Source organism: uncultured Clostridium sp., assembly GCF_947039605.1.
In the GTDB taxonomy this organism is placed as follows: Bacteria; Bacillota; Clostridia; order Clostridiales; family Clostridiaceae; genus Sarcina.
The window spans coordinates 1-24,135 of record NZ_CAMQZG010000042.1; the positions used below are offsets into that span (position 1 = coordinate 1).

The following is a 24,135-nucleotide window of genomic DNA, read 5'->3' on the forward strand; positions in this document are numbered from 1 at the left end:
AGGGAATTCTAAATCTGGATTTATTTGAAAATCATCTTCTCCTGATCCATCTCCTGTTGAAGGGAACTCTAAATCTGGATTTATTTGAAAATCATCTTCTCCTGATCCATCTTCAATTATATCTGGTGATAATATCGGTCTATCATGGCTTCCTTCTGGACCTGCAATATCAGGAACTCCTGGAAGTCCTTCTACTTCTGGTGTTACTCCCATATCATCTTCATGTGACCCGTCTCCAGCTATATGGAAATTATTTTCTGCTTCTGAAATTTGAGCCCATGATTCATTTAACCATACTAAGTGACCATTCACTTCATCTGATCCTTGAATTTCATTATAAAATCCTCTAATTCTTTCAATAGCTGTTGCTCCAAATGTTAAGATAGTTTCTCTATTTTCAACACTCATCCCTTCACTATTTAAAAGATTTATTGCTATTCTCATCTCTTCTATAGCATAATTTAATGCATTTAATGCAGCTTCGCTAACTATCCCGATATTATCTTCTGCTGATCCATCTTCTACTATATTGCTCCCTGCTGGCCCTTCAACATCTGGAATTCCTGGAATTCCTTCTATTTCAGGTGTCACTTCCATGTTATCTTCATGTGAACCATCACCTACATTACTATCACTTTCTATTGGCCCTTCTGGTTTATTATGACTTCCTTCTGGACCTGCAATCTCAGGAACTCCTGGAATTCCTTCTATTTCTGGTGTTACTCCCATATCATCTTCACTTGATCCATCTCCAGCTATATGGAAATTTTTTTCTGCTTCTGAAATCTGAGCCCATGATTCATTTATCCATACTAAGTGACCATTCACTTCATCTGATCCTTGAATTTCATCATAGAAAGATCTTATTCTTTCAATTGCAGTTCCTCCAAATGTTAAAATAGTTTCTCTATTCTCAACAGTCATCCCTTCACTATTTAAAGTGTTTATTGCTATTCTCATCTCTTCTATAGCATAGTTTAACTCATTTAATGCTGTTTCACTAACAACATCCATGTTATCATCTTCAGATCCATTTTCAACATTGCTATCGCTTCCTATTGGAGCTTCTGGTCTATTATGACTTCCTTCTGGTCTTTCAATATCTGGAACTCCTGGAAGTCCTTCTATTTCTGGTGTTACTTCCATATTATCTTCGTCTGAACCATCTTCGACTACATTGCTTCCATTTGGTCCTACTACATCCTCTACTACCTCTCCTGAATTTCCTGGAATTTCATTTCCAAGTACATTACCTTCTGAAATAACCTCAAAACTTTCATCTACCTCTTCAGCTTCTACTACTTCTATAGTAGCAGTATTATCACTATTTATAGCTTTGATTTCTGTAGCTTCTGCTACTACCGGCATACTTGCAATTCCTGCCCCTACAAGTAAACTAACTATTACCTTTTTCTTCATACATCTCTCTCCCTATAATTTCAAAATTTTATATAAATGCCAAATTTACTTTTTTGCAATGTTAAAATTACAAATAAACTTCTGCAATTATTTCTACTCAGATAAATCTTTACCTCACTTTCTACAATTTAAACCATTTAAACCATTTATTTCCATTTATTTTTTATATATTTTTTGTAAACTTTCCTCCGCTCACTTTTTAAAACAACTTATACAATTTTTCTACTACTCCACTATTAGCAAAAAGGTAATCCTTTTCATTTGTATTAATTTTCTCGATAAAAAACCTCAAAAAATCCTATGCAGATAAATTTCATCTACATAGGATTTTTTTAACTTAAATATTAAATTTAATTTCACTCTATCTTATACTTGTAAATTATTCATAAATATCGGTGCATATACCTTTTCTTCTACTCTATCTGCTATTTCTCTCAAAGTAAGAGTTTTATGTATTCCAAGTATTGAAAATGTAACTTTTCCATCTAAAGAGATTGGAACCTCTCTCTCATTCCAAGCAATTACAATAGAACATATCCCTATCACTTTATTATCCTTCTCTACATACGCAACTCTAATTATTTCTGTATCTACACTTATATCAGCTATTTTTCTGTGTTGTAAACTCATCTTAAATACACTTCCTTTATATATCAAGTGTATATCTATTTTTTTTTAAATTCAAAAGCTTCAATTTATCATAAAGTAAAAAAAGTTAGCCTTTACGGCTAACTTTTTTCTCTTTAAATCAAATATTATAATCTTTTTTATTCTTTTAATCTAAAGTTACTATTAAGTTTATTTTTATTTAAGTCTTACTAATTTATTTGAATTTGCTTTCTTAACTCCAACAATTATTGGAACTTTTTCAATTTCAACTACACTAGTGTCAATTCCATACCATTTTTCTGGTGAAACTGTAAGTTTCTTTATAAGGAATTTTGAACTTAGAATAAATCTATCCCATGATGTGAAATTACTCTCACTAGATAATACTTCTTCAACTAGAACAAACTTAAAGTTACCTATAGCTGTTCTTTTACCTGAAGTTATCATATAATCTTTTGGTTTATAACTAATCTCTCCACTATTTACAAGCTCTTGGATTACTTCCCCAAGCAATGTATTTATACTTTGTGAAAGTCTAAATCCAAGTTTAAAGTCAATGCTAAGTATTCTATTCTCTGCTATAGTATTTACTTTATAAGCCTTTGTATATGGCTCATCAGTAACCTCTATATTTACAAACCAATAGAACTCTGCTCTTTTTGGCAGTTTATTAAATATTGAATAAACAAGCTTGTTTTCAACCTTATTTAGTTGTGTTGATTTTGTTAGGTAAACTAAATTAGTTGCATATAAAGGTAGTTCTTTATCTTCTTGTATATATGTGAATTTATCTGCATAATCTACAAGGTTAACAAGATTTCTGTATCTCTTTTTAATTTTTGTACTATATGACCAAATATACATTAAGAATATCAAGACTGCTGTTATAAGTAGTGTAATATAACCACCGCTTATTATTTTAAAACTATTTGCATATAAGAAACTTATTTCTATTGTTCCAAATACTATTAAAATAATAACTGATAAAATCTTCTTCTTTTTAACATGTCTAATATATTGTGATAATAATATAGTTGTCATAAGCATTGTTATAGTTATAGCTAGTCCATAAGCTGATTCCATATTTTCTGACTTTTTAAAGAATAACACAATTGCTACACATCCTAAACATAAAGCATAGTTTATACTTGAAATATATAATTGTCCTTTCTCTCCATTAGGATATCTTATATGAAGTCTTGGGAATATATTTAATTTAATAGCTTCAGATACAAGTGTAAATGAACCTGATATTAAAGCTTGGCTGGCTATTATTGTTGCAAGTGTTGCAATAATTACCCCTATTAAGATAAACCATTTTGGCATTATCATAAAGAATGGGTTATCTGAGATCAGTTTATTATCATGCATTAATAAGTAAGCACCTTGTCCAAAGTAACTTAATAGTAAACATGTTTTAACAAGTCCCCATGTATAGTAAATATTTTTTCTACCACAATGTCCAAGATCTGAATATAATGCTTCAGCTCCTGTTGTACAAAGGAATACTGCCCCTAAGATATAAACCACTCCACTTCCATGGATTAATAACATAACTGCATAATATGGATTTATAGCTTTTAAAATTATTGGATTATGTGTTATTTGCACAAGTCCCAAAATCCCTATCATTAAGAACCAAATAAGCATTACTGGTCCAAAGACTTTACCTATTTTTTCAGTTCCAAATCTTTGCAGTAAAAATAGTGCAACTATTATTGTAATTACTATAAGTATCGTTACACTCTCTTTAATAGGGAATAATATATTTAGCCCTTCAATTGCGGATGTAACTGAAACTGGTGGTGTAAGTATCCCATCTGCAAGGAGTGCCCCACCCCCTATTATTGCGGGAACTATTAGCCACTTAGCATACTTTTTAACAAGTGTATAAAGCGCAAAAATTCCACCCTCACCTTTGTTATCTGCTCTAAGGGTAAATAATATATATTTTATTGTTGTTTGTAACGTTAAAGTCCAGAACACTAATGAAACTCCACCTAAAACAATATTATCGGCAACATAATTATTATTTGTTGCAAGTATAGCCTGCATTACATAAAGCGGAGATGTTCCTATATCTCCATAAACAATACCTAATGCCACTAACAATGATCCTATAGTAACTGCTTTTTTCTTCATTTCTTTTGTTATTCTCCTCTGTCTTATACTTTATCAAAGTGAATCTATTCTATTTTTTTTATGCTAAATTGTCAAACTGCTAGAAATATTTAACTCTAAATTTTCTATTTGAAAATCCATCTAATTTATAAAGAGATAAATCTATTAATACGAAAAATTCATTTTTATAGATTTATATTGAGATACTCTAAATTTAATCAACTTATAACTTTTATTTATTTTTTTATCAATTAACTAATATCTTCTACTTTCTATAAAAAAAGACACTTTTTCGCAACTGAAAAAATGCCTTTTTTTATAGAAATATTATTTTGTTTAGTTAAACAACTTCTCTTCTTATTGAAAATAAATTCAAATTTTCTTCTGGTTCATTTTCAAACAGTTTTTGAAACGCTTCAACAACACATTCACTTTCATCTATTCCTTTTTCTATTATAAAACTATTTTGTGCAATAGCTTTTTCTAATATTAAAGTACTAAACTCTATTCCTAATTTACATTCCTTAATACCTAAAACTATATCATTTTCATCAGCTAATATAAATGCTACTTCTATACCTTCTTTTGCAGAAAATGATTTTATATCACCTATTCTAAAATCAATTAATACCTCACTATTATCTATAAATTCATCAATTAAAACTGAAAATGCATAGATACTTCCTATTTTTTCTTTATACTCATTAAGTTCTAAAAGATCAAAACTCATTTTTGCATTATTAAAAATAGCCACATCATCTGATGTTAAATCTTCCATCTTTAAAACAAATATTAAATTTCCTGAGAAACTTCCGCTAAGCCCCTCTGGTGTTGTTCCTATAAAATCTTCTGGTAATACATTTCCGATAACTATATCTTTCATATGTAAAAACTCCTTTTTTATAATTTAAATTAATCAATTAATTCTAACACAACCTAAAGAATCTAAAAAATGTCTTTGCAAAACACTTTTGCAAAGACATCATAATTATTTAACTATAAACTCTTTATTTTCTTCTTCAAATACAATTCCTTCTATAAGCATCTTAGCTGTTGCAGGGTTAGTTGCAAGTGGCACTTCATAAACATCACAAAGTCTTAAAAGAGCACTAATATCAGGTTCATGAGCTTGTGCAGTCAATGGGTCCCTAAAAAATATTATCATATCTATTTCTTTTTCAGGAATTAATGCTCCTATCTGCTGGTCACCACCAAGTGGACCACTTTTAAATTTTTTGACCTCTAAATGTGTTGCATCCATAATTCTTTGTGCTGTTGTTCCTGTCCCAACTAAATCAAGTTCTTTTAAAACATTCTCATATATTTTAGTAAACTTTACTAATGCATCTTTTTTCTTATCATGTGCTATAAGTGCTATTCTCAAAATAATCACTCCTTAAATATTTAATATTTCTTCTATTCATTAATTAATATTTCCGTTTAATCTCTTTTTTATAATAATTCAAATTTTTCTATAAATTTCATTATTTTTCTTTGTATTTTTACATTATATACTATTATAAGATAAATAAAAAGATTCAATTCATCGAAATTTTATTTATTCTTTATTAAAAAAATTTATCAATATTATAACTAATTTAAATTGAATTACCCTGTTAATAAATGGTAAAATATTACATATAATGAGAGGTGATTATTTTGGAATTCAACTATATTGAAAAATTTGTACTTAACATAAATGATTTTGCTATTTTCGAAAAAATTAGTGATTTATTAAAATACTTTACTATTAATAAAGTTCAATATCCTATACCCTATATAATTAGAAAATATTTATTCAATGAACTTTCAAAAATATATGATGCTAACGAACTTCAAATCTTCAAACTTAAATTTCTCAAACTTAAATCTGAAGATTTTGCTTTAATATACACCATGCTTTTACTTAGACTTTATCTTCTTGAAAGCTCTAACATTCATCATCAAAGTGAAAAAAAACACCTTCCTGCAACTATCACTATCATAATTGACTATACAAACAAAAAAATAACTACTGAAAGTTTCCGTTATAATCTAGGTCGTATTTCTGAAATTCTTGGATTAGATGAAAACTTTGTAAAAGCCCTTACAAAATTTTTCTTTGAAAATTATTATCCTATAATGAAAAACTTATATGGTGAAAGATTTCCTCTCCCATCAGAAATAACATAATATTATAAAAGAAAGATTGCTAAGTTAAATTAACTTAGCAATCTTCTTTTAGTTCTCTATATTTATAACTTCAACATCAATAGTTTTATCATAGTCATAGTAATAATTTATTCTATTATAATCTACTAAGTTTTTTGAATCACCAATTGAAACATTACTTACTATTATAGTAACTCTAGCATCCTGTGAAACTATATCTAAAACTTCTACACAGTCCTCTTCAAGTTCTTCATCTCTAATTACCTTAACCTCTGTTTTACTAACTTTTGTAAAACTCGCAATTTCTTTTTCAACTTTTACTTTGTAGTCAGCCTCACTTTTATATAAACCTAAAATTTTTACATCATCTTGGTTTATACTCTCATCCTCACTATCAAAATGATAGTTTATAAGCTCTACTAAATATAATTTTTCCATATTAAAAATCTCCTTTGATTTTCTCTAATAAAATTTTTGACTCTCTCATTCTAATAACAATTCTATAAAGATTTATAAATAATAATTTTTCTTCATTTCCTTCTATTTCATAGAAGTTACGCTCAAATTTTCTTTTTATCTTTTGTATCATAGTTATTTCATCTTTAAGTTCCTCTTCACTATAATCCTCAACTTCACTTATATACCTTTTAAAATCTTTTAATACTCTACTTTTTTGTTCATTATCTCTAATTGAAAATAACAAGAAATATATTGTATTATTCAAAATTCTTTGATTAAAAATAAAATCTTTAATCTCGTCATCATTTCTTGATACAAGTTTACTCTCATATAGTTTAGATAACATTAGCTTTTCCCCAAGTATTTTAAAATAATACTCATTAATAGGATTATTAAAAGCAAACTCTAATATTTCCTTACTTGATTTATAATAAATATCTATAATCTTATTCTTAGCCCTTACAGATTTATAAGGTAATAAATACTTACTTGCTATATATCCTACTGCTATTCCTATAGCAACAAAACTTAGTCTATAAAATATACCATGCCCTGGGCTTTGTGTTACTATACCAAACAATCCAAGTCCAACTGTTGCTGTGCACATAGTCTTCATCCTAAAGTCTTTTGTAATTACATAAATATAATATAAAATTATAAATATAACACCTTGAATTATTATGTTATCTATAGTTACATAAATTATTGCAAATAAAGCAATCCCTATTAATGTCCCCTTAAACCTCTCTGGGAATCTTTTCTTTGAATCCTCTAAAAGTGGGTCCATTATTGCATAAATAGTAAAGACTATCCAAGTTCCCTTTGGAATGTTAAAGTATTTAACTATAAAATAAGAAACTGAAAGTGTTAAAGCTATTCTAAAAGCAAATGAAAATCTTAATGAATCTGCTTTTAAATTAACTTTAAATGTTGTACTTATTTTATTTCTAAGTTTTATATTAAATACTATATCTCTTTTTCTATATGCATCATATGTAGCATTCTCTATTGATAGTTTTAACATACTAATATTTTGGAGAATCTCATATAAATAATAATCTTTTTGAGCACACTCAATATGTTCATTATAAAAAGTATCTAAAAGAGTCAAAAGTTTCTCATTGGGCTCTTTTTCACTTACAATATCATGCATACTTTTCATAAGAATAAGTAAATCCTCTATAAAGGATTTTTCTATATTATTATGTAAATCAATATTTATCTCTTTTAAAAGATAATTAAGTCTTTCTGCATAAAGAGTTAAATTCAAAAGTATATTATCCTTTTTAGTAATAAAAAATGGATCTATTCTTTTACTGTAAATTGCTGAAACTACCTTATCAACACTTGCTGTAACCTTGAATTTTGTACTTAGTACCTCTTTACCTTCTAATATAACATTTAACTTTTTAGATATTTCATCTATTAAACTTGTTATTCCCTCATTAAGTGCCCTTTTTGATCTATTCTTATTTAGAATAAACTGTGTAAGAACCATAAAGAATGCTCCAAGTCCTAAAGTTATAAGTCTTGATGGTAATTCATGTACTGTACCTGGTTCTACTAAAAGATATAAATACCCAAGTACAAATGGTCTCCATATCAATTGCTTGATATTTGAAGAAAAATTATATGCAAGTATAAATAGCGTTACAAAATTTATTATAAGACCTGTATATATATTTAATGATGCTAAAAATGAAAATACACCTATATATATAAAGACTATAAAAAATGTAAGGGTACTTCTTATAGGATTCCCTGTAAGGTCTGTTCCAAGCATTACAAGTGCTCCTTTAGCTATTGTTGCACCTATAAATGCACTTCCATAACCAAGCACTGTCCAACAAGTAAAAAACACTATAACAGCTAGTATGTATACTATTGTCCTAAGGTATAATTCTCTTCCTTTAAAAATATTCAATTATTCACCTTCTTTAATAGGTATTCCCTATTCTTTTATCTTTTGTAATGTTTTTATTATAGCTTATTTTCTCTTTTAAAACAGAAAAAGATGCTATCTTTATCAATTAACACCAATTGATATATATTTGAACTAATATTTTCCCTTCCATCCTGTTGTATCAAATATACTTTATATTTTTAAAGTGGTATAATTAAACTACAGATAGTAAAAATAATACTGTTACATAATAGTATTAAATTTAGATACAAAGGCGGATTTAATTATGAGATCAAAGAAAGATTTAGTAAGAGTAAAAGGACTTAAAATAGAACTTAAAAGATACCTTAAATCAGGAGTTATAACTAAAGAAGATTTAATTTCAACTGGTAAAGTTGAAGAGGGTGTTGTAAACCCATTATTAGTTGCTTTAGAAAAAGGTAGAAGACTTAGCAAGTAATTGCAAAAAAGACTGATTGTCAGGCTATATAGCTTGTACAATCAGTCTTTCTTTTTATAGAAAAGCTCCGAAAACCACTGTGCCTTGTGCCTGTGGATGTAAGGATCTAAACCAATTATTTCTTGTATTAAATTTAGTTAATTTTGGTTATACTATTAACGTAGCCCTAACGCTTTTTGTATGCAAGTCGCTATTTTGAGGTCGGTCGCATATAACCTATGACACTCAACTATGCAAGATTAGGATAACTGCATAATTACCTATCGTGGTAATCATATAGAAATCGCAAAACTGAATATATGGAGTTGCTTAGAGTAATTTGGTTCTAAGCGTAAAATATTCAACCTACACAGTTTGAATGTATTCCCAAAGCTATTAAGCTGAGGGATAATTGGCAATTGGGCTCGCCATAGATAATAAAATTTAAGTTATCTTTAAGAATCCTCTGGTATTGTACCAGAGTGTAGTTCAAAAACCAATACTACCAAAGTTATTTAATGCATCCTCAATCTTTTCATGCTGTATATTATTATTTTTCTCCTGAATTATCTGCTTATAAGTATCTGGCATATGATTTTTAATAATATATCTTGTACTATAAGGTGTTGCTATTACTCCAACTAAAGTTACAAGAGCACCTATTGCTAGATATCTTTTTATAATAGTTAATTTTTTAATCTGTTTTTTTGTAACTTCCTGTTTTTGATTATGCTTCACTATACTATTTATTCTATATTCAAGCTCACTCTTCTCTAGCTTTGTTAAATTACTAATTGAAATATATACTACCTCTAACTTTTCATCTCTCTTTGCATAAACCTTATAATACTCATTAGCTTTAGCAAAATCATAAAGATTTTCTAGACTATAAACTCTTTCCACACCACCTTCAATTACTGTTAAATTACGATTATCTAATATAACCCTCACTAAAAACTTATCTTTTATATCTTTCTTCTTAATAACTCCAAACTTGTCTTTTGCAAGCACCTTAATCATTATAAACTCAAAGACACATACCAAAACCCCAATTACTAAATAACTATTTATATTAGGAACCTGTGACCCATAAATCATTGCTTCCTTAGTTCCAAAAGCAAGCCAAACACTCATTGCTAAAAATGATAAAATTACAATCCAGACACTTGTCCCATCTTGTACTTCTCTAAATCTCATATTACATATAAGTTTATAAAAACACCTTGTATATACAGTTTTTAAATCTAACACCTTACTTAAATCAAAACTTTCTACATCTTGCTCTGCTTCACTTGCTATAGCTAACTCTTTATTCTCCTGCACATACGCCTCTATTGCAGTAATAAAAAACTCCCTATCCTCACGAGTTTTAAACATTCTTATTGGTATATTTATATTCATATACTTATCAAACTCAACCCTTACAACACTCTCTAATACAACTATATTAGTACATTGATTAAAATCATTTAATATCCTTAAATCATTGCAATATATCCCTGTATCCTGAATTGTTATATCATACTCACTTTGCTCTCTTATAGACTTTTCTACCATGTTTTTTTTAATCATTTTAAGTTTTGTCTTCTCTGACTCCATACTCATTATGTAGTCTACAACTTCTTTTTGCTCAAAATTATGTAACGTATATTTAAACTTCATTTTGTCCTCCCTCAATTGGTAACCTTTTCTTTCGTATATAAAAATTTTATCATAAGGTATATCAAATATACTAATTAAATATTAGTTAACTTATTTGCATATTTTAAAAAAGAAGAAAATATATAATGAAACTTTTAAAATATCTTGAAGCTCTTCTACGCTCATAACATAAATCATATTAAATTTTTTACTATTTCAACAACCTCATCACTCTGTGGGATTGGTAATATTGCAAAAACATGAGGCATTTCTTCATACTCATAATAATTAAACTCTATATTCTCTTTATCTAGAATTGCTTTAAGTCTTTTAGCATCAAACCATAAAATATCATTTGTACCTGTAAAAACACTTATCTTTCCAAGTCCATTAAATTCTCCATATATAGGACTAACTTTACTATCTTTTACTGATAGTTCATTTGCCCAAAGCTTTCCACATACTTTTAAAGAGTCAACACCTAGTATATAATCTCTATATTCTATTTCTCTCATTTCTCTATTTTCCATGCTTACATCAAGCCAAGGTGATAATAGTATTATATTACTTGGTGATTTTTTATTAGTATCTCTTAAATACTGTGCAAGAGAAGTTACAAGTCCACCACCAGCAGAATCGCCCATTAAAGTGATATCCTCTTCTTTATAATTTTTTGTTATATCATCATAAAGTAAAACCATCTTTTCAAAAGTTTTACTGCAATTACTAAATGGTGTTAATGGATACATAGGCAGAATTATTTCACACCCAAGTTTTTTCACCATTCCATCTATAAAAATCCAATGTTGCTTATTCATATCCTCAATATAAGCCCCACCATGTAAATATATTATCTTTTTATCATTTCTAAGTTCTTTTGGTCTTAGTCTATAAAAAACTATCCCAAAACTTTCAAACTCTTCAACTTCTGATTTAAGTTTAAAATTCTTTGGAAGTCTATAATTATAAACTTTTTGCTCTCTAGCATTTTCAAGTTTTTCTTCTAACTTTTCTATATGTTTATATGGAGAGTTTTTTGACATAACCTTTAAAACTCTTTCAACTACTCTATTCATAATTTTCTTTTTCATTAATAACACACTCCTTTTATAAAGCTAAAACATCAATAAATTCCCCCTTTAATCTTATTTGTAAATATCTATTCCATCACCAACTTTAAACTCTAAAACATCTAAATCCATACTTCCATCATCATTAACTTTTGGAACATCAACTGGTAATCTTCCCTCTGCTTTATATACTCCAAATATCACATCTATAATAGCTGGAATATTAGGTGCATATGAATTTAAGTTCCCACTCAAAGCCTCTGTTGGATCCATCCCACTGCTTCCATAGCATAAAAGTTGTGCAGGTGCATCTTTATAAATCCCTACATTATAAGGATTTGCTATACTTGCAAATATCGGTGACTTATCTATTTTTTTAGAATACTCTAAAATAGAAGTTGGTAAACTTCTTAAATAATGTCCTTTACTCATATTAAATGTATTATAAGCCTGTGTTAAAACTATTATCTGGTCTGCATTATCTAATTTTTGTTTTAAAGCTGCACTTATACCTCCCTCATTTTTATAACTATAAGTTTGGATATTTATATTTGGAATCTTCTTTTCTTTAATTAATCTATCTATTGCAAACTTCATAGAAGATATTTTGCTCTGCTCTGGGGCAACTAAAAGAATGTTTTCCTCACCCTCAAGCTTAACTGGAAGCACATCATCATTTTGAAGAACAGTAACTGCCTTTGCTGATATTTCTCTCTCTAACTTTCTATGCTCCTGTGAGGCTACTACTTTTTTTGCATTATCTATCTTTTTATCTAGACCATCATTATTAATTTTTAAAATTCCTTTTTCACTTTTTAAAGTTAAAATCCTTCTAACTGAACTATCTATTTTCTCTAAAGAAATTTCTCCACTATCAACACTCTCTTTAACTCCATTAACTATATTTTCAAGCTTATATATATCACTTGAACTTCTAATAATTGTTGGCATCAAAACTATATCTACTCCAGCATTAATAGCCATTTTAATTGACTCAACTTCACCAAAGTTATCAGCTATAGCCCCCATATTCATAGCATCAGTAATAACTACTCCATCAAACCCCATATCCTCTCTTAAAACTCCAGTTACAATATCATCAGATAAAGTTGCTGGCAAATATATATTTCCCTTTTTGTCTTTTTCAATTTGAGGATACTGAATATGTGCTGTCATAATCATATCTATTTCTTTTATATTTTCCTTAAAAGGTAAAAACTCTACTTTATCTAATTCTTCCCTTGATTTATCTACAAGTGGCATCCCCACATGAGAATCTATATGAGTATCCCCATGCCCTGGAAAATGCTTAGTTCCAGCTATAACATTCTTATCTGACATTCCTTTAACCATTTCTATCCCAAGCTTTGAAACAAGCTTTGGGTCACTTGAAATAGCCCTAAGACCTATAACAGGATTACTTGGATTACTATTTACATCAAGTGATGGTGCAAAATTAGTATTAATTCCAAGAGAATCAAGTTCACTAGCTAAAATCTCACCATACTCATAAGCTACCCCCTGTGAATTTATAGCCCCAATAGCCATATTCCCAGGTAAATTAGTTCCCATACCAAGCCTTGTAACTATACCACCCTCTTGGTCTATCCCTATAAATAAAGATTTATTATTTTCCCCTCTACTTACCTGAATATCATTACAAAGCATTGTTGTCTGTTCTACATCTACAATATTTTCAGCAAACAAAATAACTCCACCAATATTAAAATCAGAAATAATTTTAGCAACTTCATCATTCATCTTAGTAAAATTACTACCATTCCAACTTCTAAAATCAACCATAAGCATTTGACCTATTTTTTCTTCAACACTCATCTTATCTATCATTTCATTAATCTCATTTTCTACTTTTAATTTTCCCTCTTCTTTTTGTTCTACTGACTCTGACTTTATATCAACCTTTTCCTCACTTTTTTCTGTGCTAAAACAACCTATTAAAGTTGTTGACACTAATCCTACTAATAAAAAACTTAATACTTTTTTAAATTTCATCATTACACCTTTTATCCCACAATTTTTTTATACTTAAAAGTCTATTAATCCTCTAAGTAATAAATTCTATATTTAGATATCTTATGTAACTTCTATTTATTTTATTAAAATCCTTTATTTTCCATATTGCATAATGATATATTTTTCTCCACCAGTTTCAAAATTTCTATTCATCATTTTAAATCCAAGCTTTGTATAACACTTTATTCCACGCTCGTTAAAAGGTTTTACCATTAAAACCACTCTTTTCTCTGGGAATGTTTCCTTAGATTTCTCAATAGCAAGAGTTAGAACTTGTCCCCCAAGACCTCTGCCACATAATTGTGGTCTAAGTCCAATCCCTAAAATTGATAAACTTTGAATACTAGACATTCTAATAAAACCAATCATCTTATCAGAATCATCAAATGCTACAAAAAATTCTTTCTCTCTTTTATCACTTTTAGTTATATCATTTTTTTCATAAACACACTTATCCCATCCACCAAGATTATAATCTGAATACTCACTCTCATACTCCCAACTACAAATTTCCTTAGCCTCAATTTCACTCATTATATCTAAATACATAAAATCCCCTCCCTATAAAATGCTTCTAATTCCATCATAATACAATTACATAATAAGAAAAGAGATTTTTACTATATTACTAAAATAAAATATGTGCTATATTTGTAAGATAAGATTTAGTACATAATCAATACTAAGCATAAAAGGAGATTTTTTAATGAATAAAAGATTTAGAGAAACAAGAATGAAATTTAACTTAACACAAAAAGAATTTGCACAAATATTAGGATTAAAAAAAGTTGATATAGAACTTATAGAAAAAGGTAAGCAAAAATTATCACAAGAAACAATCACAGTATTAAGACATAAATTAAAAGTTGATATAAGTTGGCTTATGGGTGCACCAAGTAATGTATCTCCTGATGCTAAAAAAACTTTAGCAAAACCTCGTTTCTAAGCTATAAATTTACTTAATAAAAATAAAAACTCTATAAGCAAAATACTTTCTATCTAAGTATCTTGTTTATAGAGTTTATTTTTGTTCTATTTAACTATTTTAGTAGCTTTCACTCTGTCTTCTTGACTCATGTTTGCAAGGTCTTTAACTCTTATTACATCAAGTTTTAAACCTGTTTCAACTCTCGAACCGAATATTTTATGTTCAGTTTCTTGTAACCTATCCATATTATAAATAAAAAAACAAGAATAAAAATTTTCATTTTTACTCTTGTTTAATTTGTCCATCTTCATAAACTTGGACTGCATATCCGCCTAATAAAAACGAATAATATTTATATTTAGCATCATAAGTTACATCTGTTATTTCTTCATCTATTACACTAAATTTATTTTTATAAAGTTGTAGTGCTTGTCCAAAGGTAAAGTTAGGATTTTCATTTTTTATATGAATTCCTTTTGGTACTTCTACTTTATCAATCGCTACATTAGTTTTCTCCTCATTAGACTTGCTCTGCATTTGAGCCTCTATCTGTCTATCAGTTTTTGCTTTTAAATTTTTCGGAATTTTTGATATATTTAACACACTACTTTCATCTATAACTTTTGATGTTTCATTAGCACTAATCTCTGCTTGTTTTTCCTTATCTAAAGATTTCATTGGTGCTTTATTTTCTACTCTCATACTTATCTTACCACTCACTAAACTTTCATCATTAACTATTGGAGTCGCTATTATCTTACTTGTCCTCAAACTATCCACCTGATTTAATGTGAAAATTGATGACCCTGCAATTATCATAGCTATAAACGAACCTATTATCACTTTTTTCATTTGTTAATCCCCTATTTTCTTTAATCTCTATTTTCTTATAGTTAAAACTATATCACTTTTTGTAACTTTTTTGTAGTTTAAAAGCTACTTTTATGATATATATACTAACTTTGCTTTTCTATTATTATATTTTTAGTAATTCATCTGATTTCTACTTGAATTTAAAAGAAAAAAGGCTAGAAGTCTAAACTTCTAACCATTTAAAATAATATCTCTAACTTCCATAAGTGCAAACCCTAAAAGATTTTCACCTCTCCAAGCTATTGGATTACTAAGCTGTGCTTCTTGTTCTGACATCCCAATTCCCCAAATCGTGTCATAAGGACTTGCTTCAACTATAACCTTATAACCTGTACTAATTAAAAATGCTTTTATTCTTTCATCCTGCGAAAATTTTGCTAAATTTCCCTTTAAAACTATTTCATATTTTTTCTCATTCCAAATCGCTTCATCAAAATTTTTAACTTGTCTACCTAAATACTTTATTCTAAACTGCTCTGATGTTTCTAATATTTCTCCTAAAACTTCCTTATCATCAAATAATCTAGCCTTTTCAGCCATCATAAACTGTTCTGCACAATTATAAGTAACTCCATCAATAGTAAAATCTGAATTATACCATTGGCTAAAACATGACTTAGTTACACCACTATTTCCTTTTCTATGACCCCAAAAATATATGTACTTAAGCTTTTCCTTCTTCTTAAAACTATCGCGCACCATTCCTACATTATATCTCATAACTTATCCTACCTTATCATCATTTATTTTATACTCATGCTAAAAATATTCACCATCAAAACTATATGTATTATCTATCATCTCTAAAGTAAACTACTCTCTTGGACACTCAACAACCTTTGCAAGTTTATCTACTAGAATCTTACTCTCATTTATAACTTCTTCTTTATTAATATCTCTAAACTTTAACATTGGCATAGCATCAATCTCCCTTAATTTACAAACTAATTTATTTATCGAATAAATTATGCTATAACTTCAAATAATAATTCACTTTTTTTCTTTTGCTATATATAATAATAACTCAAAATTCAACGCTTTATAAGGTCGTTCATTTAATATTTATATTTTGGGATAATTTTGGAAATAAATAAGCTTATTTATAGCTTTTGCTATCCTTTTGTTTCTTCTCTTCACTCTTAGTTTTTTATAATTAAAAGATAATAAAATTTAATAATTGGAGAAATTATAATGAAAAAGAAAACTTTAATCCTTAGCTTAGTTGTCCTAGCATTTGCAATATTTGTAGTTATATATTCAAAACATATACATAACAATAACCCCATGGTAATAAAACAAGATAAGCCTTACCATGAACTACATTTTGTTTCTAGTGGTAAACTTGCCTATGAAATTAGTTTAGGTGACACTAAAGGAAACTCTGATGGGCTACATACAAACGTTATCTTATCTAATACAACAAAAAAAGGTACATATATAGTTGTCTGCCCTAAGAATTCTTTCACTAATCAACTAGTAAAAGATAAACTTGAATATAGTGGTATGATAACTTTTAGAAAACTAGGTCTGACAGATGCACAGCTTAAACAATTAGGTGGAAGATAAAAATTAAATATGCATTAATACTTATATAACTACCATTTACAAACATCAAATTAGATATGAATAAAACAAAAAAACAACCATCGCTGGTTGTTTTTTTTCATATATCTTAATTTTTACTATCTATAAAACTATCATACTTCTCGCTCTCTTTAAGATATCCCATCCCTCTTTCATACTTTGACATACCTGTAACAGTAAGCCCATCAATTACTTCAAGATAATCACTTATAGCTTTAAGATTCGCTCTATGGTAGTAATTACTTTTAAGTTCAAGTTCTAACTCTTTTTCAGTTTTAATAACTCTTCCATCTTTTTTATAAGTTATCTCATCATAAGAAAGTTCGTACTCAATATCATTAATATTTATATCAACTTTATTTTTAATACTTTCAATAACTAATGCCTCTTCTATTTGTTCAAGGTAATTCTTATTAACCTGCCCACCAAGTTTTTTAGCTATTACATCTCTGTCAAATCCATCTACATTAAATTTATATTCAAATCTTTCTGTAACATTATTTGCATTCGTAGGCTTTTTAAAAGTCATTGTAGTTTTACTTTCTTTGATATTATCTCTAAGTCTTAATGTATACTTATTCTTTAAGAAATAATCTTTATAATCATAATAAATATCTCTAAGCTCTTTAACTTTAGTCTTACTTGCTACTACATCATCCTTAAAGTTTTTAACCTTATCAAGAATCTCATAGAATCCTAAGCTATCATCAATAAGAAACTTTCTCTCTATTTCTATAAAGTTTCTATTATTATAATTTTCAATAAGAAGATTTAATTTCACTTCAAAATCTTTCTTGCTACATTTATCAATAGAATCTAAAATTATAGCTCTATGAATATAAACAAAATGCTTAATATTCTTTCTAACTATACTAGGGTCTAAATCAAAAATATCACAAACAACTCCATTATTTCTTAGTACATAAATATTTTCTTTCTCTGGTCTATAAGATATATTTACATACTTCTTTTGAACAAACATATAATTAAAATATTTATCAGTATACTTGCTAGAATACTCCGAAACAAGTTCCTTTAAATCCTCTGCAAAAAGTTCTATAGTCTTAGCTTCATTATCAAGAAGTGTTAATCTCTCAAACTTCTCTCTATAAAGAACAACTCTACAAAGTTTACTTAAAATAAAATCTCCCATTTCATCAAGGTCTTTAAAAGCTGAAATCATATCAAAATCATCTATGCTAATATAGTCTTTAAGTGAAATTTCATCAGTAGTTATAAGCTTTAAAATATTCTTTGGAAAATCTCTTTCTCCATTTTCATAAAGTTCTTTTACTCTAACAAAAATAAGCTTTATAGCTGCCTCTGCATCATAATGTCCTTTATGATAATAAACAGCCTCATGCATCTTGTATCTTGCTGAAATATAATCCTCTACATCAAGAATATTCTTTTCTAGAATACAAGTATAAATCTTGTTGTTATACTCTGTAACTCTTATACTCTCTATAATTCTTTGAACATCTATATTTCCAAAAGAAACCCCTGTACTCTTAGCATCTCTAACAATATAATCAAGTCTATCAGCATCAAGCTGACTACTTATAAGTGATTTTAAGACAAAGAACAAATCAAGCCCCTTATTCTCACCACTATAATTATTAGAAATTAAATTAGCTATATCACTTGGATACTCCTCACCAAAATTCTCTCTAATAACCTTATTAACCTCTGTATCACCCTCGATAATTCTACAAGTCATCTTCTCATGGTTAGTCCCAAGAGCTGCCTCAAAAGAATGTGAGAAAGGTCCATGTCCTATATCATGTAATAAAGCTACTAAAAGTGCTAGTTCTCTATTTTTTCTACCAACATTGATGTTCTTAAACTTCTTCTCTAAATGGTCTACAATAAGCCCCATCATGTGATAAGTACCTATGCAATGAGAAAATCTAGTATGAGTAGCGCTAGGAAATACCATCAAACTCATAGAAAGTTGATTGATTCTTCTAAGTCTTTGGAACTCCTTAGTGTCTAAAATTTTTAAAAACCTATCATCAAAATGGATGTCACCATGTACTGCATCCCTAATTGTTTTTGTTGTATCAATTGCATCATCAAAACTATCAAAATTACTCATAATAAATTCCTCCTTCATTATAATATTTATTTAATTTTATCATAACAGATTATATGCACAATTCATCCGTTTTAGATAACAAAAAGTATATTATATTCTCATTTTATCCAAAAGAGATTGACCATTTATTAACGATCAATCTCTTTCTTTAGGCATTCTTCTCTGCCATTTTCTCTATATAATTATGAATTCTAACTTTATGCTTTTTAACTACAAATAAAAGTACAAAGTATAAAACTATAATAAACCCTATTATAAATGGATTTTTTGTTATAAACCCAAGGAACATAAGCCCTGCTATTGGCTGTGCCATCATGTTAAAGCTTGTTATCATAAGTGCACCTGCTGGAATTGCTATACCAGCTGCTACTGCTGCCTGTGTATAAATTGGTGCAATGGCTGTGCACATATAAAGACCTGCTGAATACCATATTCCACAAACTATAGTAGTTTTTAATACATTTCCTTTTGTCATAGCAATAACTGCTTCAACCATAAATGGAAGTGCTACTAAATCAACCATAGGAAGTGTTTTATTACCTGGCAGTATTAATGCCATAAAGATTATTATCGGAATTAATATTGTACCTGTAATAAGAGTTGCTGGTTCACCATATCCCGTAGCATCATCAACTCCTATATACCATTCACGTCCCTTAGTTTCACTAGTATTAAGTCTTTTCTCTACAACCTCTGCCATAGGTAAAAAAGCCTTTGCAAATATCTCTGATATTTTAGGGAATATAATTAGAAGTGCAGCTAAAACTACTCCTAGTTTCATAATCTGCCCCCAAGCTACCATTGTATCTAATCTTTTTATATTTCCTAAAATACCAATTAAAATCCCAAGGAACAGTCCAATTGTCCCTGGCTCTCCAAAGATTCCCATCTTCTCTTTCATGTGCTCTGGATGAAATTTTAATTTGTTAAGACCAAATTTATTAAATAATGGATCAAGTATATATAAAAGCACTGTTGGTTCTGTATTATGTGTTGAGATAATTGTGCAGTTAGGATATTTATAATATCTTGACCAACTTCTGCAAATAACCTCAAAATTAAGTATGCTATATAAAAGAATAACTACCATAAATAACATTGCAAGCCCAAAACTTTTAGTAGCTATATAAACCATAGCCCCCCAAACCATATATGTATAGTTTAACCATAAATCTGATGGTAGAAATATATTTGTAAATCTAGTTGCAAATAAAACTAACTGAATTATAATTGCAAAAGCAAAAAATATTAGTCCTATTTTACTTGAATAACCTATTATAGCAGTAGTCTGCCACCCTAAATCTAATACTGGTAAGTTGATACCTGTTGAAGTAACCATTTGCTTTACAACTGGCATTATGATCGGTGTAAAAGCACCTATTAAAAGCATAAATCCTTGAAGACCCACGCCCGCATAAAGACCAGAAAGAAATGATTTTTTCACACTCATTCTTAAAGCCTTACAAATTATAAAAATAACTATCGGCAAAAATACAGGTGCACCAAAGACAGTAAAGAAGTCTTTAATATCTGTTAAAATCATCTTTTTTCCTCTTTCGTTTTCAATTTAAATTTTTTCTCTATTGTTATTATTCATTACTAATTCCCTCCTTATACCTCCACTATTTAGAGAAAATCAGTCTGAATTATCTATTATAATAACATTTTTTAAAAAGAAAAAAAACTAATTAAGGTAAAACTAACCCCAAATTAAACCAAAATAGCTTTATCTTACTACCTCAGTCACAATTTAAAGCTTTTTATAACACTTGTAAAAAATAATCATACTATATAGAAAACTTTAATTTAGGAGAATTTTTAATATGTCAAAACAATTTAATAAACATAAAGTAAATTTCTTTTCAACAGGCTTAGATGAAGTTGCAATTTATACTGAAATTTTCACCCTTGAATCTTATAAATTAACAACAAGAGAACCTATTATAGTTATGGATATTGGAATGAATGTTGGTTTAGCTTCTTTATACTTTGCAAAACTCCCTAATGTAAAAAAAGTATATGGTTATGAACCATTTAAAAATACTTATGACTTAGCACTTGAAAACTTCAATTTAAATGCAGGATTAAAACAAAAGATAATTCCTCTTCAATATGGTCTTAGTGATAAAAATGAGTTTGGTATTGGTGTGTGTAACCCTGAGTATAAAGGAAGCGCAAGTATCATAGATGGAATTTCACCTACTGGGCCTACATTTAGAGTAAAACTTAAATCAGCAGGAGATGAACTTGAACAGCTTATAAAATCATATCCAAATACACCAATAGTTTTAAAAATAGATTGTGAAGGTGGGGAAATTAAAATATTTAATGACCCTAAATTTATATCACTACTCCCTAACGTAAAAGAAATTGTTATGGAGACTCATAATATTGCAATCTATAACAAGATAGATAAAATTTTAAGAGCTAAAAATTTTATAGTTCAAAAAAGAATGTTAAGTGCTAGCAATGGGTATATTCATGCAACAAAAAAAATAACTACTAAAAATTTTAAATCGCTTTTAGCTACAACTTAGACCTTAAACCTTTTTCTAATAAAATATTTATAAAAAGATTCTGCTTTGTACTTTGTTTCTTTGCAAATTAACACTATCAAAGTTGAGTCTTTTTTCTGTCTTTTTAGGTGAAATTTTCAAATTATGAAAAGTACTTTGTGGAGGCATTATATATATATAATTCTTATTTTTTACAAATAATTCAAATTAGAGATATTTTTATATCTAAAAGATTACAAATTGATAGAATATTAACTTATTTAACTATCTTCAATCAAATTGCCCTAAAATTTGAGATTTACTCTACAAATTTACATAATACTCTAAAATTTATAAATCTAATAACAATTAACATGATTTGTAATTCAAATAGCAAAGTGCTATATTACTGTGAATACATTTTACATAAGGAGGCACATATGAAAAAAGGAAAATTACTAGCACTTGCACTTATATCGACATTTACTCTAAGTGTAGCCTTAATAAGCACACATACAACAAAAGTTTATGCAGATACACTATCAGAGGTTCCTGGCTATACACAACCTAAAGATGCTGTATTACCAAAAGCTACTGAACTTCCAACATCACTTTATAGAAGTAATAATATAAGTAATAACTTTTACATTTATAATATTCCAGGTGTTCAAAGAGTTCAATATGGAACTAGTGGTGAGGGTAGACCACTTTACTACTATAAAATTGGAAATGGAAAAAATACATTAGTAGCAAACTTTGCAATACATGGATTTGAAGACTCTTGGGCACAAGATGGTTATCAATTAACTAAAATTGCTCACCAATTAATTGAAAAATTTAATTCAAAAAACAATTCACAAGGACTAAATAACTGGTCAGTTATCATCATCCCTTGTGCAAATCCTGATGGGGTTTTAGATGGTTGGACAAATAATGGGCCAGGTAGAGCTCAAATATCAAAACACATAGATTTAAATCGTGATTTCCCAACTTACTTTGTTCCAGAGTATAACGCAAGAAATTATACTGGTCCACATCCCCTTGGAGCACCTGAAGCTCAGGCTTTAGCAAATTTAGTTCCTAAAATAAGTAGAGAAAGTAGAAATATGGTTCTACTTGATGTTCACGGCTGGTTAGATATGACTATTGGTGACCCTCAAATAGGACGATATTTTATAAATAACTTAGGCTTATCAAGAAATGCAGGTTATATCCCTGCAGGTCATGGATATTTTGTCAGTTATGGACATGCTCAAGGTGCTGAAGTTTCATTAGTAGAATTACCTGATACAACTTCAGCTTCTCAAGTAACATCAAGAAACTATGTTGGTAAAATGTATAATGCTATGAACCAAGTAATGAGTGATGGTACTGGCTTCTCTTATATCAATAAAACTGGTATTGTTACAAATACTCCTAGATTAAATATCAGAAGTGGTGCTACAACAGATGGTAGCATATTAGGTAGTTTAAATGGAGGTCAAGCTGTTCATATACTTGGTTCTATAAATGGCTGGTATAAAATTTATCAACCCGGTATAGGCTATGCTTATGTTTCTAGTGATTATATTAAAGTAACTGGAAATGGCGGATCTACAACAGCTCCTTCAACTGGATGGCAAAAAATTAATGGTAACTGGTATTACTTTAATTCAAATGGAAAAATGGAAAAAAATGCGTGGCTTAAACAATCAAATGGCCAAACATTCTATTTAGGGTCAGATGGAATAAAAGTAATAGGAACACATACTATAGATAATGCAGTTTATATATTTAATAATGCAGGAGTACTTGAAAGAAAATGGGAAATAATAAATGGTTCAAACCACGTCTTTGATAAAGATGGTACGATGTTAACAGGATGGATTGAACAATGGGACTCATGGTATTACTTCAATAATAATGGAGCAATGAGAAGAAATAACTGGCTTAAACAATCAAATGGCCAAACATTCTATTTAGGGTCAAACGGAATAAAATATATAGGAAAACACACTATAGATGGAGTGAAATATACATTTAATAGTGCTGGAATTCTTCAAGCAAATTTAAAAGGATGGCAAACAATCCATGGTAAAAGATATTACTTTAATAGTAAAGGAATAAAAGTAATTGATTGGCAAGAAATAGATGGTAACTGGTATTACTTCAATAATGATGGAGTAATGAGAAAAAATGAATGGCTTAAACAATCAAATGGTCAAACATTCTATTTAGGGTCAAATGGAATAAAAGTAATAGGAACACATACTATAAATAATGCAGTTTATATATTTAATAATGCAGGAGTACTTGAAAGAAAATGGGAAAT

At 28.6% G+C, this 24,135-nt stretch carries 23 protein-coding genes; 6 read left to right on the forward strand and 17 right to left on the reverse strand.

Annotated elements, in window-relative coordinates; translation table 11 throughout:
- From Q0V24_RS13465 to Q0V24_RS13485, 5 genes are all read right to left on the reverse strand, one after another.
- On the reverse strand, positions 1–1,419 hold a 1,419-nt coding region (locus Q0V24_RS13465; protein WP_297522311.1), incomplete at its 3' end, for a hypothetical protein.
- 366 nt (positions 1,420–1,785) lie between these two features.
- Positions 1,786–2,049 carry a hypothetical protein gene (locus Q0V24_RS13470; RefSeq protein WP_297522312.1) on the reverse strand — a complete coding sequence of 88 codons (264 nt, stop codon included), beginning with the start codon at positions 2,047–2,049 and terminating at the stop codon, positions 1,786–1,788.
- A 174-nt stretch (positions 2,050–2,223) separates the two neighbouring features.
- Positions 2,224–4,170 carry a KUP/HAK/KT family potassium transporter gene (locus Q0V24_RS13475; protein WP_297522313.1) on the reverse strand — a complete coding sequence of 649 codons (1,947 nt, stop codon included), beginning with the start codon at positions 4,168–4,170 and terminating at the stop codon, positions 2,224–2,226.
- A 319-nt stretch (positions 4,171–4,489) separates the two neighbouring features.
- On the reverse strand, positions 4,490–5,032 hold the full coding sequence (locus Q0V24_RS13480) for a hypothetical protein (protein ID WP_297522314.1): 543 nt from the start codon (positions 5,030–5,032) through the stop codon (positions 4,490–4,492).
- Positions 5,033–5,137: 105 nt separating this feature from the next.
- Positions 5,138–5,533 carry a methylglyoxal synthase gene (locus Q0V24_RS13485; RefSeq protein WP_297522315.1) on the reverse strand — a complete coding sequence of 132 codons (396 nt, stop codon included), beginning with the start codon at positions 5,531–5,533 and terminating at the stop codon, positions 5,138–5,140.
- Positions 5,534–5,808: 275 nt separating this feature from the next.
- Here Q0V24_RS13485 and Q0V24_RS13490 point away from each other — a divergent pair, with 275 nt between their 5' ends.
- The gene (locus Q0V24_RS13490; RefSeq protein WP_297522316.1) at positions 5,809–6,321 is read left to right on the forward strand and encodes a hypothetical protein; all 513 of its coding nucleotides are present in this window, start codon (positions 5,809–5,811) and stop codon (positions 6,319–6,321) included.
- A gap of 48 nt (positions 6,322–6,369) precedes the next feature.
- Here Q0V24_RS13490 and Q0V24_RS13495 read toward each other — a convergent pair whose 3' ends face one another.
- Both Q0V24_RS13495 and Q0V24_RS13500 read right to left on the reverse strand, forming a co-directional pair.
- Complete coding sequence (locus tag Q0V24_RS13495; protein ID WP_297522317.1) at positions 6,370–6,738, reverse strand: hypothetical protein; 369 nt, start codon at positions 6,736–6,738, stop codon at positions 6,370–6,372.
- Position 6,739: 1 nt separating this feature from the next.
- On the reverse strand, positions 6,740–8,683 hold the full coding sequence (locus tag Q0V24_RS13500) for an FUSC family protein (RefSeq protein WP_297522318.1): 1,944 nt from the start codon (positions 8,681–8,683) through the stop codon (positions 6,740–6,742).
- A 265-nt stretch (positions 8,684–8,948) separates the two neighbouring features.
- Between Q0V24_RS13500 and Q0V24_RS13505 the strand changes: the two genes are divergently transcribed.
- Positions 8,949–9,122: a hypothetical protein gene (locus tag Q0V24_RS13505; RefSeq protein WP_297522319.1), complete on the forward strand. Its 174-nt coding sequence runs from the start codon at positions 8,949–8,951 to the stop codon at positions 9,120–9,122.
- Positions 9,123–9,590: 468 nt separating this feature from the next.
- Here the strand turns inward: Q0V24_RS13505 and Q0V24_RS13510 are convergent, their stop codons facing one another.
- The 4 genes from Q0V24_RS13510 to Q0V24_RS13525 form a co-directional block, all read right to left on the reverse strand.
- Positions 9,591–10,763: a hypothetical protein gene (locus tag Q0V24_RS13510; RefSeq protein WP_297522320.1), complete on the reverse strand. Its 1,173-nt coding sequence runs from the start codon at positions 10,761–10,763 to the stop codon at positions 9,591–9,593.
- 173 nt (positions 10,764–10,936) lie between these two features.
- The gene (locus Q0V24_RS13515) at positions 10,937–11,842 is read right to left on the reverse strand and encodes an alpha/beta hydrolase (protein WP_297522321.1); all 906 of its coding nucleotides are present in this window, start codon (positions 11,840–11,842) and stop codon (positions 10,937–10,939) included.
- A 45-nt stretch (positions 11,843–11,887) separates the two neighbouring features.
- Entirely contained in the window at positions 11,888–13,828 is a 1,941-nt protein-coding gene (locus Q0V24_RS13520) for a glycoside hydrolase family 3 protein (RefSeq protein ID WP_297522322.1), read from the reverse strand.
- Between the two features lie 111 nt (positions 13,829–13,939).
- Entirely contained in the window at positions 13,940–14,395 is a 456-nt protein-coding gene (locus Q0V24_RS13525) for a GNAT family protein (protein WP_297522323.1), read from the reverse strand.
- 157 nt (positions 14,396–14,552) lie between these two features.
- Between Q0V24_RS13525 and Q0V24_RS13530 the strand changes: the two genes are divergently transcribed.
- Positions 14,553–14,792, forward strand: a complete 240-nt coding sequence (locus tag Q0V24_RS13530; RefSeq protein ID WP_297522324.1) for a helix-turn-helix transcriptional regulator — start codon at positions 14,553–14,555, stop codon at positions 14,790–14,792.
- Positions 14,793–14,878: 86 nt separating this feature from the next.
- On the opposite strand, the gene Q0V24_RS13535 is transcribed toward Q0V24_RS13530, so the two are convergent.
- The 4 genes from Q0V24_RS13535 to Q0V24_RS13550 form a co-directional block, all read right to left on the reverse strand.
- Positions 14,879–15,019, reverse strand: a complete 141-nt coding sequence (locus Q0V24_RS13535) for a hypothetical protein (protein WP_297522325.1) — start codon at positions 15,017–15,019, stop codon at positions 14,879–14,881.
- A 37-nt stretch (positions 15,020–15,056) separates the two neighbouring features.
- Positions 15,057–15,626 carry a hypothetical protein gene (locus Q0V24_RS13540; RefSeq protein WP_297522326.1) on the reverse strand — a complete coding sequence of 190 codons (570 nt, stop codon included), beginning with the start codon at positions 15,624–15,626 and terminating at the stop codon, positions 15,057–15,059.
- A gap of 192 nt (positions 15,627–15,818) precedes the next feature.
- Positions 15,819–16,367 (reverse strand): NADAR family protein, encoded by a 549-nt coding sequence (locus Q0V24_RS13545; protein WP_297522327.1) that lies wholly within the window; start codon positions 16,365–16,367, stop codon positions 15,819–15,821.
- A 93-nt stretch (positions 16,368–16,460) separates the two neighbouring features.
- Positions 16,461–16,565 (reverse strand): DUF1904 family protein, encoded by a 105-nt coding sequence (locus Q0V24_RS13550; RefSeq protein WP_297522328.1) that lies wholly within the window; start codon positions 16,563–16,565, stop codon positions 16,461–16,463.
- 273 nt (positions 16,566–16,838) lie between these two features.
- Between Q0V24_RS13550 and Q0V24_RS13555 the strand changes: the two genes are divergently transcribed.
- Positions 16,839–17,213 (forward strand): hypothetical protein, encoded by a 375-nt coding sequence (locus Q0V24_RS13555; RefSeq protein ID WP_297522329.1) that lies wholly within the window; start codon positions 16,839–16,841, stop codon positions 17,211–17,213.
- A gap of 106 nt (positions 17,214–17,319) precedes the next feature.
- On the opposite strand, the gene Q0V24_RS13560 is transcribed toward Q0V24_RS13555, so the two are convergent.
- Complete coding sequence (locus Q0V24_RS13560; protein WP_297522330.1) at positions 17,320–19,329, reverse strand: HD domain-containing protein; 2,010 nt, start codon at positions 19,327–19,329, stop codon at positions 17,320–17,322.
- 148 nt (positions 19,330–19,477) lie between these two features.
- Entirely contained in the window at positions 19,478–20,872 is a 1,395-nt protein-coding gene (locus Q0V24_RS13565; protein ID WP_297522331.1) for a PTS transporter subunit IIC, read from the reverse strand.
- Positions 20,873–21,152: 280 nt separating this feature from the next.
- On the opposite strand from Q0V24_RS13565, the gene Q0V24_RS13570 reads away from it, so the two are divergent.
- Both Q0V24_RS13570 and Q0V24_RS13575 read left to right on the forward strand, forming a co-directional pair.
- A complete protein-coding gene (locus tag Q0V24_RS13570; protein WP_297522332.1) occupies positions 21,153–21,866 on the forward strand; it encodes an FkbM family methyltransferase in 714 nt (237 codons plus the stop codon).
- A gap of 398 nt (positions 21,867–22,264) precedes the next feature.
- Positions 22,265–24,135: M14 family zinc carboxypeptidase (locus tag Q0V24_RS13575; protein WP_297522333.1), on the forward strand; the 1,871-nt coding region annotated here is incomplete at its 3' end.

Excerpts from the sequence above, each read along its gene's own strand:
- Q0V24_RS13570 (WP_297522332.1), top strand. The coding sequence starts at position 21,153 with ATGTCAAAACAATTTAATAAACATAAAGTAAATTTCTTTTCAACAGGC.
- Q0V24_RS13545 (WP_297522327.1), bottom strand. The coding sequence starts at position 16,367 with ATGAGATATAATGTAGGAATGGTGCGCGATAGTTTTAAGAAGAAGGAA.
- Q0V24_RS13525 (WP_297522323.1), bottom strand. The coding sequence starts at position 14,395 with ATGTATTTAGATATAATGAGTGAAATTGAGGCTAAGGAAATTTGTAGT.
- Q0V24_RS13535 (WP_297522325.1), bottom strand. The coding sequence starts at position 15,019 with ATGGATAGGTTACAAGAAACTGAACATAAAATATTCGGTTCGAGAGTT.
- Q0V24_RS13475 (WP_297522313.1), bottom strand. The coding sequence starts at position 4,170 with ATGAAGAAAAAAGCAGTTACTATAGGATCATTGTTAGTGGCATTAGGT.
- Q0V24_RS13480 (WP_297522314.1), bottom strand. The coding sequence starts at position 5,032 with ATGAAAGATATAGTTATCGGAAATGTATTACCAGAAGATTTTATAGGA.
- Q0V24_RS13530 (WP_297522324.1), top strand. The coding sequence starts at position 14,553 with ATGAATAAAAGATTTAGAGAAACAAGAATGAAATTTAACTTAACACAA.
- Q0V24_RS13470 (WP_297522312.1), bottom strand. The coding sequence starts at position 2,049 with ATGAGTTTACAACACAGAAAAATAGCTGATATAAGTGTAGATACAGAA.
- Q0V24_RS13565 (WP_297522331.1), bottom strand. The coding sequence starts at position 20,872 with ATGATTTTAACAGATATTAAAGACTTCTTTACTGTCTTTGGTGCACCT.
- Q0V24_RS13555 (WP_297522329.1), top strand. The coding sequence starts at position 16,839 with ATGAAAAAGAAAACTTTAATCCTTAGCTTAGTTGTCCTAGCATTTGCA.
- Q0V24_RS13520 (WP_297522322.1), bottom strand. The coding sequence starts at position 13,828 with ATGATGAAATTTAAAAAAGTATTAAGTTTTTTATTAGTAGGATTAGTG.
- Q0V24_RS13550 (WP_297522328.1), bottom strand. The coding sequence starts at position 16,565 with ATGCCAATGTTAAAGTTTAGAGATATTAATAAAGAAGAAGTTATAAAT.
- Q0V24_RS13495 (WP_297522317.1), bottom strand. The coding sequence starts at position 6,738 with ATGGAAAAATTATATTTAGTAGAGCTTATAAACTATCATTTTGATAGT.
- Q0V24_RS13560 (WP_297522330.1), bottom strand. The coding sequence starts at position 19,329 with ATGAGTAATTTTGATAGTTTTGATGATGCAATTGATACAACAAAAACA.
- Q0V24_RS13505 (WP_297522319.1), top strand. The coding sequence starts at position 8,949 with ATGAGATCAAAGAAAGATTTAGTAAGAGTAAAAGGACTTAAAATAGAA.
- Q0V24_RS13510 (WP_297522320.1), bottom strand. The coding sequence starts at position 10,763 with ATGAAGTTTAAATATACGTTACATAATTTTGAGCAAAAAGAAGTTGTA.
- Q0V24_RS13540 (WP_297522326.1), bottom strand. The coding sequence starts at position 15,626 with ATGAAAAAAGTGATAATAGGTTCGTTTATAGCTATGATAATTGCAGGG.